This is a genomic window from Acidobacteriota bacterium, from assembly GCA_016196035.1.
Lineage (GTDB): Bacteria > Acidobacteriota > Blastocatellia > RBC074 > RBC074 > JACPYM01.
Genome location: JACPYM010000007.1, coordinates 82,779 through 96,976, shown reverse-complemented (window position 1 = coordinate 96,976; position 14,198 = coordinate 82,779). Strand labels below are relative to the sequence as shown.

The 14,198-nt window shown below is 57.8% G+C and carries 12 protein-coding genes and 1 tRNA gene; 3 read left to right on the top strand and 10 right to left on the bottom strand.

Annotated features, from left to right (window positions below; all coding sequences use genetic code 11):
* Positions 1–62 precede the first annotated feature (62 nt).
* Positions 63–153 (top strand) — tRNA-Ser (locus HY011_02975).
* Between the two features lie 108 nt (positions 154–261).
* Here the strand turns inward: HY011_02975 and HY011_02970 are convergent.
* From HY011_02970 to HY011_02925, 10 genes are all read right to left on the bottom strand, one after another.
* Entirely contained in the window at positions 262–1,146 is an 885-nt protein-coding gene (locus HY011_02970; protein ID MBI3421875.1) for a phytanoyl-CoA dioxygenase family protein, read from the bottom strand.
* Between the two features lie 632 nt (positions 1,147–1,778).
* Positions 1,779–2,831 carry a PmoA family protein gene (locus tag HY011_02965; protein ID MBI3421874.1) on the bottom strand — a complete coding sequence of 351 codons (1,053 nt, stop codon included), beginning with the start codon at positions 2,829–2,831 and terminating at the stop codon, positions 1,779–1,781.
* 26 nt (positions 2,832–2,857) lie between these two features.
* Positions 2,858–3,277 carry an aspartyl protease family protein gene (locus HY011_02960; GenBank protein MBI3421873.1) on the bottom strand — a complete coding sequence of 140 codons (420 nt, stop codon included), beginning with the start codon at positions 3,275–3,277 and terminating at the stop codon, positions 2,858–2,860.
* 88 nt (positions 3,278–3,365) lie between these two features.
* Entirely contained in the window at positions 3,366–4,718 is a 1,353-nt protein-coding gene (locus HY011_02955; GenBank protein MBI3421872.1) for a Gfo/Idh/MocA family oxidoreductase, read from the bottom strand.
* Positions 4,719–4,802: 84 nt separating this feature from the next.
* Entirely contained in the window at positions 4,803–5,714 is a 912-nt protein-coding gene (locus HY011_02950) for a prolyl oligopeptidase family serine peptidase (protein MBI3421871.1), read from the bottom strand.
* An 84-nt stretch (positions 5,715–5,798) separates the two neighbouring features.
* Positions 5,799–6,401: a hypothetical protein gene (locus tag HY011_02945; GenBank protein ID MBI3421870.1), complete on the bottom strand. Its 603-nt coding sequence runs from the start codon at positions 6,399–6,401 to the stop codon at positions 5,799–5,801.
* A gap of 25 nt (positions 6,402–6,426) precedes the next feature.
* Positions 6,427–9,384, bottom strand: a complete 2,958-nt coding sequence (locus tag HY011_02940) for a carboxypeptidase regulatory-like domain-containing protein (protein MBI3421869.1) — start codon at positions 9,382–9,384, stop codon at positions 6,427–6,429.
* 299 nt (positions 9,385–9,683) lie between these two features.
* Complete coding sequence (locus HY011_02935) at positions 9,684–10,439, bottom strand: FadR family transcriptional regulator (GenBank protein ID MBI3421868.1); 756 nt, start codon at positions 10,437–10,439, stop codon at positions 9,684–9,686.
* Positions 10,440–10,721: 282 nt separating this feature from the next.
* Positions 10,722–11,480, bottom strand: a complete 759-nt coding sequence (locus tag HY011_02930; GenBank protein MBI3421867.1) for a DNA alkylation repair protein — start codon at positions 11,478–11,480, stop codon at positions 10,722–10,724.
* Between the two features lie 94 nt (positions 11,481–11,574).
* Positions 11,575–12,501: a branched-chain amino acid transaminase gene (locus tag HY011_02925; protein ID MBI3421866.1), complete on the bottom strand. Its 927-nt coding sequence runs from the start codon at positions 12,499–12,501 to the stop codon at positions 11,575–11,577.
* A 410-nt stretch (positions 12,502–12,911) separates the two neighbouring features.
* On the opposite strand from HY011_02925, the gene HY011_02920 reads away from it, so the two are divergent.
* Positions 12,912–13,100 (top strand): Trm112 family protein, encoded by a 189-nt coding sequence (locus tag HY011_02920; GenBank protein MBI3421865.1) that lies wholly within the window; start codon positions 12,912–12,914, stop codon positions 13,098–13,100.
* A 6-nt stretch (positions 13,101–13,106) separates the two neighbouring features.
* Entirely contained in the window at positions 13,107–14,198 is a 1,092-nt protein-coding gene (locus tag HY011_02915) for a glycosyltransferase family 9 protein (GenBank protein MBI3421864.1), read from the top strand.

Genomic DNA, 14,198 nt, shown 5'->3' with positions numbered 1-14,198 from the left:
AATTTCCGGCGAAAGCCGCTGCTTGACAGCCCGCGCCCGGATGAAGACAATGCACGGCGTTCGGAGGCATGGCCGAGTGGCTGAAGGCGGCGGTTTGCTAAACCGTTGTAGGGGCTAAAACTTCTACCGAAGGTTCGAATCCTTCTGCCTCCGCTTTTCTTTTCTTACAGTGCCAACTCAGCAGCGCACAGATTTTCCAAACGCACAGAGCAACGATTCATAGCCAAGCTATTGATAAGCGCGGGAGGTTCTTTCTCGCCGTCACCACCCGTGATCCTGCGGGTCAAACAGCAACGGGAAGAATTGCCCTTCCATCTTTGCGCCCGGCGGAATCGGCGGCACGCCTGCGAGCGGCGGTTCCGCGGAGTTTGACCAGACCCCCTCACGAAAGACATTGATGACCGTGGCGCGGCGCGGCGTGCCGGTTTCGTTGCCGTATGAACCGTGCAGCAGGCGCGGATGGTGAAACGAGCATTCGCCCTTTTTCAACTCAATGGCAACAGGTTTGAATTGCGCTCTTAGCTCGTCGCTTAAGCTGCTCTGCACCGCGTCCATATCGCCCGCCAAACCAGTGACAGGCAAATCAGGCCAGCGCTGACTGCCCGGCACATATTGCACACAGCCATTGGCGCGCGTTGCATCGTCCAGCCCAATCCAGCAAGTCAGGTGGGCCAGCGGCTGCGTGCGCGTCCAATAGGAATAATCCTGATGCCAGGCGACGACTCCGCCGTGCCGCGCCGGTTTGCAAAACAATTGATCGTGCCAGAAGCGCACCGCGCCGCCCAACAATTGCGCGGCGGCCACCGTGAATTGCGGATGCCAAAGCAAATCATGAAAGCCTGGCGCGATACGCCACGCGCCCAACGCATGAAAGAGCACGCGCGCCGGATCAAGCGACTCATTGCGGTGAAATTCGTAAAACAGATGCCGCTGCGGATGCGCGCCGTCCATCAATTGCGCCAGCTCAACACGCAGTTGTTCGACTTGTGCATCATCAAGCAATCGCAAGCCGGCCAGATAGCCGTATTCGTGAAAAAAGGCGATTTGGGATTCACTCAACCGATAGGCATCCCATTGCTCTGCTGTGGCTGGCAGCGTCAGCAAATTTCCAATCGGGTAGTGATAAGTCGAGAGGTCTGTGTTCATAGCTTTGCTACCGCCGAATTAGAATGGCATCGTTTCATATCACTTACGCAAGCGCGTACTGTTTGTAAAGGCGACGGTTTAAGCGCTCTTGGTACCACCACACAACTGCTCATACCAGGATCATCTAGTCTGACAAGCCTATTTTGACCGGCTATTTGACTGGCGCTTGGCACGGCATAACTATCCGGCTGGACAATTAATCCGGGGTATTTATAATTTGCACGCTGATTGCTTGTTCTTTTACCCGTAATCAGCGACATCCCAAGTGAGATCAACTTTCCCCCAAGAAAGTCAGCAGGTAGTAGTAATGAGAATATCCGAGCGATGCCCCACGCATTGCGCGTCTTGCAATTATCCTATTTTTGATTATCACCGCTGCTGTCCCATGTGCAGCCGTTCTGTCGAAGAAGCGGCCACCACCTCTTTCACTGCCGTTCCGCCGAATCCAACCACGGCAACGACGCGCTTCGATTTCTGGCTGGCTCATTTGAAGCGTAGCTGGCGCGGCTATGGCTCGGCTTCGGCTGAATCCTGAAGCAAAATCTTATTTCCGCAAAAAGAAGGGCAAGCCGTAACCGATAGCGCTACGCCTGCCCACTTTCCACTTGGATAAACTTCCCCGCCGGTTCGCGTTACTGGGTTACATCTTTCAAGAATTGCTGGTAAAGAGCCTCGGTCTGCTCTTTGGTCAGCTTGCCCGAATGGATCAGGATGCGGAAACGCAGGGTCACGCTTTGCCCGGGCTGTAAGGTGTAATTGAGCGTGGTTGCGCCCTTGGTGAATTCCTTGGCGCCAAACGGATTCGCGGCGAATAAGCCATAGCCCCGCGCGTGCCAATACGTCGGATAGGTCGGATTCTTCGGGTGATCGAAGATGCCGATGACCACGTCTTCACCTTTGACCGTGCCGCTCAGCGTCATCCATTTGGCGCGTGTGCCCCAGCCTTCTTTCTCACCGACCTTGCCCTCACTGCTCAGGTAAACGCCCGCGACGCCGGTATTGTCGAGCGCCTTGACGGTCGTTGGCACGCCATTCTGATCGGTGAAAACCAGCGGTTCTTTGGTCGGCTCTTCCAGCGTGCGCGTGACGCGTATGCCGAGCGCGCCTTCCTTGCTGTCGTTGAAAACGACCTTTTCTTTTTGCGCGGTCAGCGTGATGACGCGGTCAACGATGCGGATGTTGTTGGCCGCGCGGAAAAAGATTTGATCGTCTTCCTGCATGATCTTCGCACCGTCGGGCATGAGCCAATCCATCGAAACATCGAGCGAGGCTGTGCTTTTGCCGCTTTTCAAATTCTTTAGCGCGGTGTGTTTGATCGTGCCGAACTTTTCAATCGCGCCGCGGTCGCGCGTGACGCCTTCGGGCGGCGTATTCCAGAAATCTACGCCGTTGATGTTGCCGTAATTGAACCAGCTTGAAATGTGGTGCGGATGATCCGTGCGTTCGCCCGCGACTTTTTCGAGCGGATAGCCGCGCGTCACCGTCGTGCCCTTCGACGTGCGCAGCGGATAGAGAATCGGCTTTTTCTGATTGTCCCAGTAAACGTAAGAAGTGAAGGGCTGCCCATCCACCAGCACGTCAACTTGTTTCTTCTCCTTCGCGTCAACCAGTTTGATGGTTTGGGCCGGCAGGCTAATCGTCGCCAGGGCCGTCAACAAACAAGCAAATAGCAATGTGTTTTTCATAGTGGTTCAAAAAAGTTTCAGGAAAGTCACAGGATGGTCAGGTAAGTATCCCAACCTTCAGTCGGCAGCAAACGCAAGGACTGCTTTTGCAGATCGAGTTCGATGCCCATCGCTTCGAGCGGCACAACGCCCAACAGCGGACGCTCGCCGCCCGGCAATTCAAGACATTCAAACGTACCCGCGCGTCCGAGCAAAGCGATCTTAGCGTCCTCAAACACCTGCGTATGTGAATAACCATTTGCCGTCGAGACCGCCACGGCCCGCACCGGGTTCAGGCCAAGCTGCTGAATGATTGCGCGCGGCAAACACAGCACGGTCGCGCCCGTATCCACCAGCACATCATCGAGCGTAACGGATCTGACTTGCTCCGAAGCAATCACACCGCGACGGGCAAGCACTTCATCCGCATGATTCACCACAGTAAGCGTCGTTTTGATTTGTCCCATAACAGTTGCTCAGCCTGTCAAAGCAGGCGTGAATGGAGAACGGGAGAAGCATGTGTGGCTCCTCCCGTTCGTTGGCATAAGGCAAGCACTAAGCGGCGACGACCTGGCGTTTGACATCGTCGAAAGTCACACGCGATCCGGTTTGAATCGCCTTGATCGTCATGCACAGCGCCGTCGAATGGTTGTAGGCCGCGTGAATGTCGGCATTCGTCTTTTGATTGCGCGACTTCACGCATTCCATCCAGTTGCGCATATGCGCCAGCGTCTGCTTGTCCACGCCGGTGTTGGCCGCCGTGGTCACGCCGCCTTCGTCGGTGAGCGTGACTTCCGCGAGGTCGCTGGCTTTCATGCCCATCGCCCGCGCGTGTTTCTCGATCAAGCCGCCGTCGCGCGAGACTTTGTTCGTATCGAGATTGATCGTGCCCTGATTCGACATGTACAGCTCGCGGATGTTGCCTTCGTCATTGGTCGCGCCCTGCGCGTTGGTTTGCCGCGACGAGTACAGCACTTGGAACGCCTTGTCGGTTTTCGGATTGTGATAATCAAACACCGCCGTCATGGTGTCCCAATTCGCGCGCCCGTCTTTCCACAGGTAAATGCCGCCGTTCGCCACGACGCTGCGCGGATGCGGGATGCCGGTGAACCAGTGCACGGTGTCAATCTGGTGCACCATCCATTGATCGGGAATGCCCGATGAGAAGGGCCAGAATAGGCGGAATTCAAGATGCTTGCGCGCATCGAAGGCAATCTTCGGGTCGCGGTTGATGAGGAAGCGCTTCCAATCGGTGTCGGCCTCTTTCATCAACGGCACGACGTTCGGACGCCGCCAGCGGCCCGGTTGATTGACGTTCCAGGTCATGTCGGCAAAGACGATGTCGCCGAACTTGCCCGAATCCAGATACTCTTTGGCTTTCATGTAACTCGAAGTCGAACGCCGTTGCGTGCCGACCTGAAAGACCTGCTTCGAGCCGCCGATGACCTTCAGTGCCAGGTTCGCGTCTTCCATAATGTTGGCGAAGGGCTTTTCGCAATAAACATCCTTGCCCGCGCGCACGGCTTCGGTGGCGTGATAGGCATGCTGAAAATCCGCCGTCGCAATCATCACCGCGTCAATGTTCTTCATGGCGTACAGTTCATCGGTGTTGCGCGCCAACGCGAGGTTGGCGTCTTTCGCGGTGTACTTGGCGTTGTTTTTGATCTTGTCGCTATTAGTCTCGCGGTGATACTTCCAGATGTCGCACACGGCGGCCAACTCGAAATTCAGTTCGCTGGTGTGGGTGAAGAATGCGGGGACGAGCGAACCCATCATGCGGTCGCCCGCGCCGATGATCGCCGTCCGTACTTTGTCGTTCGCACCTAGCACGCGGCTGTAACTGAGCGCGCTCAGGGCGGTCGCCGCCGTGCCGGTCTTGATAAAATCTCTACGTGATGTGTTGCTCATAAGTAGCTCCTTGCAAAAGTGGTCAGTGGTCAGTGGTCAGTGGTCAGTTGGCAATGGCATTGCGCAACCACCGACCACTGACCACTATTTCAGATAACGGTCGAACCATTCCCACACTGTCGGATAGTTTTTTTCCAGTCCAAGCCAGTAAGTGTGGCCGCCGCCCGGTTGAATGATTACCTGTATGGGGCGTTTCAACGTTTCGTACTTCGCTTTGAAAATATGGGCTTGCTGCACGGGCACCGTCTTGTCCGCATCGCCGTGAATCAACAGCACTGGCGGTGCAGTCGCCGTGACAAAATTGATCGGCGAGATCGCTTTCAACTGGGCTTTCAGATCGGTGATCTTGCCGAAAATATCGGTGAACAGTTGCGGGCGCGTCGTCTGCATCAGCTTGTAAGCGTTCTCCGCGCCGAAATTTACGATGTCAGTCGGGGGAAACCAAGTCACCAACGCCTGGACACGACTGCTGACGCGCTCGACTTCATCCTTTGCCTCCGCCTTGCCATCGTCCGCCTGTAGCGCCGCCATCAAGGATAAATGCCCGCCCGATGAACCGCCAGTCAAGCCGAGGCGCTGTGGATCAATGCCATATTCCTTGGCGTGCAGCCTGACAAACCGAATCGCGCGTTGCACGTCGCCGATCATTTCCGGCACGAAGTAGCGCGGGCTGCTGCCGTGCCGCACGACAAAGACCGTGAAGCCGCCATTCAACAGCCCTTGAATCCAATGCTGGCCACGCAACTTCGCTTCGTCTGCCGGCAATGACTTTTTCGATTTCCAACTGCCGCTGGAAAGTATGAGGACGCCTAATCCCTTCGCTTTGGTTTCAGGAATCAACACATCATAGGTCAACGCCAAGCCATCTTTATGCCCATAGACGACATCTTCGGTAGCCCGAAATTTAATCGTTTCGAGTTTGAATTCCTGTGCCGCAACCTTGCCGCACAAACCGATCAGCAGCAAGGCCAACCCGGTTTTCCAGCATCGTTTCATCTGCTTGACCTGAATGGCTCGGTTGTCCGGTGCCGTCACTCAACGGCACCGGGCAACCGACTCCAAGTGATAAGAAGCGACGGGTTAAAAGACCAGCCGCAACCCGATTTGCACGTTTCGCGCCAGATTGTTCTGGCCCGTGATCTTGCCGAAATTGGAGTTGTTCGGCGTCAGGTTCGGGTTGGCGAAATTCGGCGTGTTGAACGCATTCAGAAATTCGCCGCGCAGTTGCAGCTTGATCGTCTCGGTAAACGCGACATTCTTGCTCACCGACAAGTCCCACAGATTCAGGTTGTCGCCCCGGAATTGCGCGAACCGCGACGGTAAACTGCGGTAATGGCTTTGCAGCGCGATGCGCGGGTCAGCCCGCTGCTTGGCCGCATCCACCACGCCGTTGGTTTGCACCGCCGCATCGGTGAAGTAAAAACCGCTGATGTCGAAGACCGTGCCGTCAATGTTGCTGCTCTTGACGCTGGTCTTGAGCTTGGTGATGTCGCCGTTGTAGTAAACATCGCCCATGGTGATCGGGCGTCCGCTCTGCAACTGTCCGATGCCCTGGAACTGCCAGCCGCCGAGCACGACATTCACCGCCTTATGCCAGCCCGCGCCGAACTTGCGGCCATGTCCGAAAGGAAGCTCCCAAATCCCGCTGATAATCAGGCGATGTGGAATATCGGAGTCGGACAAGCGGCGCTCGTACTCGGTGTCCACTTCATTGAGGAACGACCCGGCTTCGAGGAACTTCGACCAGGTATAAGCTCGCCAGGAAGGTGTAGCCGTGGCTAAAGCGTTTCTCAAGGCGCGCCTGCGCGCTGTGATAATCGCTGGTCGCGTCGTTGCGTGTTGACGTGAGGGTGCCGAATTCGGGGAAGGCGCGCAGCAGTTGCGAGCGCGAAGTCGTCGCATTGTTAAGGCCGGTGCCTGGAATCAGATTGCGGAACGGATTCGTCACCGTCGTGTTGAGGAAGCTGTTCGCGTCAATCTGGCTTTGATCGCGGATAGCGCTGGTCGAAAGATACTTCCTGGGTATGGTGTTAAGAATGTTCGTGCTGACCACGCCGTCATAACCATGGTTGCCAACGTATTGCAACTCGACCAGCCAATTGGCGGGCAATTCACGCTGGAGGCCGAACGACCAACGTTGCGCCTGCGTGTTGTTCAACTCTCTGGGCAAGAAAGTCACGCCCTGACCGAGCAGTACCGACAACCCCAAACTCGCGCCCGCTGGCACCAGCACGCCGCTCGGAAACGGCGTGGCGAGGCTGGAGACGAAGGTCAAGCCATTGTCATTGCTGCCCACAATCGGCGTCGAGAGCGAGAAGCCGGCCTGGTTAATGACCGGCGAACTGACGAAAGGCACCGTGTAAAGCCCCCAACCGCCCCGCAGCACGGTCTTGTCGTTCCACTTATAAGCAAACCCGGCGCGCGGCTGCACGTTGTTCTTGTCCGCGTCCCAGAAACTGCGGTGCTTGTCATCGGCGAAAATGACGCCGCCTTTGACCTGGAAGCTGGCCGCCGGGACTTCGGGGATCGGGCTGGCCGCATAAGCTGCTTTGGCTGCCGCTTCGATGGGGCTGGCAACGGTCGTGTCGAAGGTGAAGATGTTGCGGTTGTACCGCTCTGTCGCCGCGCCTTCGTACTCATAGCGCAAGCCCAGGTTGAGCGTCAGCTTGTTCGACACCTTCCAGTCGTCGTGGAAGAACATGCCGTTAAAGAGCGTCTGGTTTGAACGCGAAGTGTTGCGAGCGATTGATCCGCCCGTCGTCCGCCCCAACAGGAACGAGGCCAATTCCTGCCCAATGGCGCCACCCGCCGAATTATCGAGCGGCCCCCTGGTATAGGCGTTGGAGAATTGATAGTTGCCGGCTGAATGCCCCGCGCCATACGCATTTTCGCGGTAGCTGCGGAAATCATAGCCCGCCTTGAACGAATGCCGCCCCGCGATCTTGGTCAACGTCGGTTGCACCGAGTAAATGTTAAAGGTCGAGCCGCCACCATAGTCCGAACCGAGCGTCGAAAAGTTGCCGATGTCGAATTGCGGCAAATACTTTTCCGGCCCGAACAAGGCCGCTGTCGCCGCCGGAAAGCCCAAGCTGGCCGGATCAATCGCGCCTTGATGCTGGCGGATGTTCGGTTCATTGAAGCGCGTGAAACCAACGCGCGTGTTGAGTACGACGGTCGGGCCGAAGTTATAGAGATGATCAACCGCGCCACCGTTGTTGATGCGGAATAGGTAATTGCCCGTCGGGCGAATGCCGTTGACCACTTCCGTCCAATTGCTGCGCGCCTCGCGGCGGCTGTTGTGCGTGTAACGGGCAAAGAGACGCTGCCGGTCGCTCAGCACCTGATCGAAGCGGTAAGACTCGGAATGAAAGGTGTCGGTGCGCGGTTGGCCGCTGATGTAATTGTTGCGGCCTTGCGAATCGCCCGGCTGATTCGGCAGCGGGTAATATTTCAAGTAGTTTTTGGCAATCTCGCTGAGGCGGTTGGCCGGAATAATGTTGCCGGGGAAGGGATCGCGGCGCACGCGTGCGCCTTCAGCACGCGCCGTTGCCGGGTCGTAGATGACAATGCTCGGCAGCAGCGCGGAAAAATTCCCGTTGCGTTCGGCCTCCGTCGGCACGGTGAACAAACCCGGCTCCGGGAAAACGTCCTTCAGCTTCTCCAGCGCGAAGAAGAAAAAGCTGCGATTGCGGCCATCATAAGCCGCCGGCCCGAAGACTTTCTTCGGTGTCCAGATGGGGCCACCGACGGTCAAACCGTAGCGGTTGTAACGCAACGAGTCGCGGTCGGCCTTACCGTCCTTGTTCGCATCGCGCGAAGGATTGGCCGTCAGGTTGGTGCGGTTGATAAAGTAATCGTTGGCCGAGAGCACGTCATTGCGCACGAACTCATAAACCGAGCCGTGCAACTGATTGGTGCCGCTCTTGAGCGTCACGTTGACCGTCGCGCCCGCCGTGTGCGCCTGCTGCCCGTCGTAGTTTGCGGTTTCGACCTTGAACTCTTGCACCGCATCAGCGGGCGGCACAAACGCCACGCGGCCAATGCCGCCACCGCTCGCCATATTCGGCACGCCGTCCAGCGTGAATTCGTTACGGCCCGGCGCGCCATCGGCCACGATGCCCGCCGTGCCCGCGTTGTCGAAGGGGCGCGAGAATTTCAAATCGCCCGTGTAAGCGATGCCCGGCGCCAGCCGCGAGAGCACAAACGGATTGCCATCCGACAAAGGCAAATCGGCGATGCGCCGCTGGTCAATCACCTGCCCCGCCGAAGCCGAATTGGTTTCAAGCAAGGGCGCGTCAGACGTGATGTTGACGGTTTCCTGCACCGCGCCGACTTCGAGTTGCACATCCAGCGCCAGCTTGTCGCCGATGCGCACCTCTACGTTTTGCCGCAAGGATTTCTTGAACCCTTTAGCTTCGACGCTGACCTTGTATTGGCCCGGCGTCAGGTAAAGCACACTGTATTCGCCGCTGTCGTTGGTGGTCGTGTTGGTGGCGGCATTGGTGGCCGTGTTGGTGACGGTCACGACGGCATTGTTGACCGCTGCGCCTGATGCTTCGGTGACGCGCCCTGAAATCGCGCCGCGAAAATCCTGGGCCTTGAGCGCCGCGCCGGTCAGCACAACCAGCGCCAGCATGAGCAACATTCGTTTAAGGGTGAACATCATTACTTCCTCCTGATGACTTCGTTGATAAAAAGGCCGTGGCGCCAGAATGCCAACTGCCGGCTCATGGCTATTAGCTCATGGCCGCAAGCTCCTGGCCAACACCACCGCCAAGCCATCCCAGCTTGACCTTGCGCGTCGCCCTTCACTGCTCGCGCGAACGATTTTGGTGAAGGATAAAATTTAGAGGTTGAAAATGGTCATACCACTTCACTGGCATTATATGCACACGCACGGCCTCTGTCAGCAGTAAAGCCGTCTGGCGCACAAAGAAATCGTGCCGCGCCCCCTCTCAGCACCACTCAACGCGCGCCATTCTGTTTGGGACGCTCTGCTTGATGGTCGCGCTTCCAACCGGCCAGCGCCGCCCTGAGATGGCCGGTCATGACCTCTTTGGCACGTTTGGGATCGCGTTTTTTCAGCGCCTCATAAATCTTCTCGTGCCAGGCAATCGCTTCGTGAAAGTCGCTGGCCTGCGAGATGAATTCGCGCCGCATTTGATAAAGCAGATGGGCAATCGTATCCATCACGCCGCTCATCACCCGGTTGCCGGCGGCGCGCGCAATCGCCTGATGAAAGCGCACGTCGTGGCGCAGGAACTGTTCGGGGTCGTCCAGCGTTTCGCGCATCGCTTCGATTTCGACGGAGAGCGCCCGCAGATCCGAAGAGGTCGCGCGTTCGGCGGCCAGTTCCCCCAGTCCGGCTTCGATAATCAAGCGCGCTTCGAACAATTCTTCATCGCTCGTGTTGTTGATGAGCGTCATGAAACGCATCGGCTCGGTGAAAACTTCGGGCAACGATTCGGCGATGTAAGTGCCCGCGCCCGGTTTGGCGCGGATGATGCCCATCACCGAGAGCGCCTTGAGCGCGGTGCGCAAGCTAGGGCGGCTGATGCTGAGCATGTCGGCCAGTTCGCGTTCGGGCGGCAACCGGCTGCCGGCTTTCAAATCGCCTTGCTCGAGCAACTCCTTGATGCGTTGGACAACCAGTTCCGTGATCCCAGCACGATCTATCGGAACCATCTTCGTGTTGAGATGATTCTCGTTCTGTTTCGCCATACGGCTCCTTTTTTGGTGGCTTGGTAAGACCGGCGCAATATAAGTTTGCGTAATGGGGTTGTCAACGTTGGCTAATGTCAGGGCGGGACGGTACCGGCAGCAGTGGCGACGGGGATGTTCGACAAGCTGCCAGCTTGTCGAGGCGCGGCCGTTCAACCGACTGGCTGCCAGCCGAGACTTCGACAAGCTGGCAGCTTGTCGAACATCCAAGCGACTGATTTCTTTCATGACACGCGCATTGACGCTCACCCGGTCGTTACTGCTGCCGGTACTGCAGCAGCTTCAACGTGTTTGCGCCAGCAATTGTTTGCGCTCAGCTTCAGGGAAGCGTTCGATGGCGTAACGCAACGCCGTGCGCGGCAGGCGCGGGCCGTGTTGCAACAGAAAGGCCCGCAAGCGCGGCAGATCGGCCCTGCCCGCTTCGCGCAACAGCCAGCCGATGGCTTTGTGAATGAGGTCTTCGGGGTAGCCAAACAGGCGTTCGGCATTGGCATAGGCGGCGTCGAGGTGTTCGCTCTTGCGCGCCAGCGGAATCAAGGCCACGACCGAAGCGCGCCGTACCCACAAATTCTCAGCCTGCGTCCAGACTGCGACCTGCGGCAATAAATCGGGAAAGCGGCGTAACAACGGCGCGAGCACGGAGGGGGCCAGCGTATCCACCAGCGCCCAGTTGTCGCAGTAATTACGGGTCAGCCAGTTTTCACACTTGCCCAACAACGCGCGCTCATACGTTTTGTGAAAGCGCGCCAGCAACAGTATGCCGAACATCCGCGCTTCGTGGCGTTTGTCTTTCAGCAGCAACTCGCAACAGGCAGTGGCCTCGGTGACGGTCCAACTGCCTTTGACCTGCTGATACAACGCGCGTTCGAGTTGGCGCAGGGCCGGCACTGAAACACCGAAGAAATGCACCTCTTCGTGGCTTTTGAAATAGACGCGGGACTGTGCGGCGACACGTCCGTCCGCGCCGGCCTGCAAACTTTGCAGCGCTTGCCGGGCCAGTTGTTTGACAGTGATTGTTTGGGTGGTGTGCGTCTTTGCCATTGATAAAGGCCGTGGCAGTAGCCCGACCGTGAGGAGGGTTGGCGGATGAGGCCGGCGTCCTCCCTCACGGACTCACGGTCAGACTACTGCCACTTTATTGCTTAGCGAAGGTCAGCCAATCGCCCGGCGCTTCCTTTTCGCCTGACGTGATGGCAAAGAATTCTTTTTGCAAAGCGGCGGCGACGGGGCCGCGTTTGCCATCGCCGATCTTGATGCGGTCAATCGTGCGGATGGGCGTAATTTCGGCGGCGGTGCCGGTGAAGAAGACTTCGTCAGCGGTGTAAAGCGTCGCGCGCGGAATCAGTGCCTCGATGACTTCGTAACCGTGCAAGCGTGCGATTTGCATCACCGAATCGCGCGTGATACCGGTCAGGCCCGCGCTCGACAAGGGCGGCGTATACAGCTTGCCGTCGCGCACGACGAAGATGTTCTCGCCGCTGCCTTCGCTGACGTAACCTTGCGTGTCGAGCGCGATGCCTTCGACGTAGCCGTTGGTGATGGCTTCCATCTTGATGAGTTGCGAGTTCATGTAATTGGCGGCGGCCTTGGCGGTCGGCGGCAGCGTGTTGCTGTGCATGCGCGCCCAACTCGAGACGCAAACATCCACGCCCTCTTCGATGGCTTCGGCGCCCAAATACTTGCCCCACATCCAACTGGCGATGTAGGTCTCGACCGGATTGTTGAGCGGATTCACGCCAAAGGCGCCGTAGCCGCGAAAGACGACGGGCCGCAGATAGCACTCTTTGAATTCGTTGATGCGAATGGTTTCTAAACAGGCTGCGCTGAGTTGCTCGACCGTGTATTCGAGCGGCATGCGGTAAACGTGGCAGCTATCGTGCAGTCGTTTCATGTGTTCGCGCAGGCGGAAGACAGCCGGCCCCTGCGGCGTCGCGTAACAGCGAATGCCTTCAAACAGCGCCGAGCCGTAGTGAATCACGTGCGACATCACGTGAATGTGGGCGTCGTTCCAATCAATGAATTTGCCATTGTGCCAAACCTTCTTGGCGGTTTCGGTAGACATTTTGTTGCGAACTCCTTCTTCAGTGGTTGTGGGTGCGGGATGCGCAAAAGCCTGGGCATCATACGGGCGGCCTCTGGCAAGTTCAAGATTCAATTCGGCAAAATTCGGCGCGCTGATTGGCTGGGCCAATGGTCGGCGCTTGTTTGCTGAGATTCGTCCGGGTTTGTGGCTTGACTGAAATGATTGGATCAAGTCAGCAACCGGCATTCTCAATTCTCAATTCTCAATTTTGCATTCTCAATTCCTTTGCAGCGGTCTGCCTTTAGCCAAATACCCCATTGCAAGGAATTGAGAATGCAAAATTGAGAATTGAGAATACGATGCAATCACGGCGATTCCAATGTTACATGTTCTGATTTAGAATGCCCGCGCTGCGGAAGCAAATCCCATCACACCGACAAGGAAGCAGAATGAGTTTGAGTCCTGACTTTTTAGAAATCGTCCGCTGCCCGGCCTGCAAAGCGCGCGTCGAATTGAAGCCCGATGGCAGCGGCTTGAAATGCGTCGAATGCCGCCGCGTCTATCCGATCCGCGACGACATCCCGATCATGCTGATTGACGAAGCGCAAATCGAAGCCGAAGCGCCCGCGCCTCGCTAACGCCACATGCCGCCTTCCTTCTTTCAACAGCTTCCGGCTAATGCGCGCGTGCTTTTCATACGCCTGCGCAATCTGGGCGAAGCCGTGCTGGATACGGCGAGTTTGCGCGCGCTCAAACGCTACCGGCCCGATTTGCAAATCACCACGCTGGTCGAGGCGCTTTACACCGGCCTGTACACCACCGACCCGGACATCACCGCGCTCCCGCTGCCGCGCGCGGTGCAACACCAGCGCAGTTCGTTGGCCGCGCGGTTGCAGATCATCCAGACGATCCGCCGCCACAAATTCCACGCCGTCATCAACCTGCACGGCGGCCCAACCAGCGCGCAATTAACGCTGCTGAGCGGCGCCAAACACCGCCTGGGCGCGCAACATTTTCGCAACGGTTACGCTTACAACCTGCGGCTGCCGCCTGCCGAAGAGATTCTGGGCCGCGCCGATCTGCACACAGTTGAATACCAATTCGGCTGGTTCAAATGGCTGGGGCTGCCGTTGGACGAGCCGGAACCGACGCAGCTTTTCGTGGATGAAGCCGCGCGCAGTCGCACGCACACGCAACTGCGCGCGGCGAGCGTTGATGCGGCAAGACCCTACGCCGTGCTCGCGCCGACCAACGAGTTTTACACCAAACGCTGGCTGCCCGAACGCTTCGCCGTTGTGGCTGAACGCTTGAGCGCGCGCGGCTTTCAAATCGTGATGACGGGCGCGCCAACCGCTGAACAGCGCCAGCAACTCGCCGCCGTGCAAGCTGCCACAGCGCAACCGCTGGCGGCGTTGAGCAGTTTGAACATCGGCGAACTGGTCGCGCTGATTGCCGATGCCAAGCTTTTTGTCGGCAATGACAGCGGCCCCGCGCATATCGCCGCCGCCGTCAAAACGCCGCAAGTAGTGCTCTTTGGCCCCGCTTCGGCGCAACGCTGGCGGCCCTGGCGCGCGCCGGCGGAGTTGGTGCAGAACCACTTCGCCTGCAATCCCTGCGCGATGTACACTTGCGAAGCATTTGCCGAACCCGAATGCATCCGTTCGATCAGCACCCAACAAGTGCTGCACGCCATTGCCAACGTCACCAGCGATCCGCGTTTTGAGTTATGCGAATAA

Coding starts and splice junctions, on each gene's coding strand:
- HY011_02970 (MBI3421875.1), bottom strand. CDS start 1,146: ATGAACACAGACCTCTCGACTTATCACTACCCGATTGGAAATTTGCTG.
- HY011_02965 (MBI3421874.1), bottom strand. CDS start 2,831: ATGAAAAACACATTGCTATTTGCTTGTTTGTTGACGGCCCTGGCGACG.
- HY011_02960 (MBI3421873.1), bottom strand. CDS start 3,277: ATGGGACAAATCAAAACGACGCTTACTGTGGTGAATCATGCGGATGAA.
- HY011_02955 (MBI3421872.1), bottom strand. CDS start 4,718: ATGAGCAACACATCACGTAGAGATTTTATCAAGACCGGCACGGCGGCG.
- HY011_02950 (MBI3421871.1), bottom strand. CDS start 5,714: ATGAAACGATGCTGGAAAACCGGGTTGGCCTTGCTGCTGATCGGTTTG.
- HY011_02940 (MBI3421869.1), bottom strand. CDS start 9,384: ATGATGTTCACCCTTAAACGAATGTTGCTCATGCTGGCGCTGGTTGTG.
- HY011_02935 (MBI3421868.1), bottom strand. CDS start 10,439: ATGGCGAAACAGAACGAGAATCATCTCAACACGAAGATGGTTCCGATA.
- HY011_02930 (MBI3421867.1), bottom strand. CDS start 11,480: ATGGCAAAGACGCACACCACCCAAACAATCACTGTCAAACAACTGGCC.
- HY011_02925 (MBI3421866.1), bottom strand. CDS start 12,501: ATGTCTACCGAAACCGCCAAGAAGGTTTGGCACAATGGCAAATTCATT.
- HY011_02920 (MBI3421865.1), top strand. CDS start 12,912: ATGAGTTTGAGTCCTGACTTTTTAGAAATCGTCCGCTGCCCGGCCTGC.
- HY011_02915 (MBI3421864.1), top strand. CDS start 13,107: ATGCCGCCTTCCTTCTTTCAACAGCTTCCGGCTAATGCGCGCGTGCTT.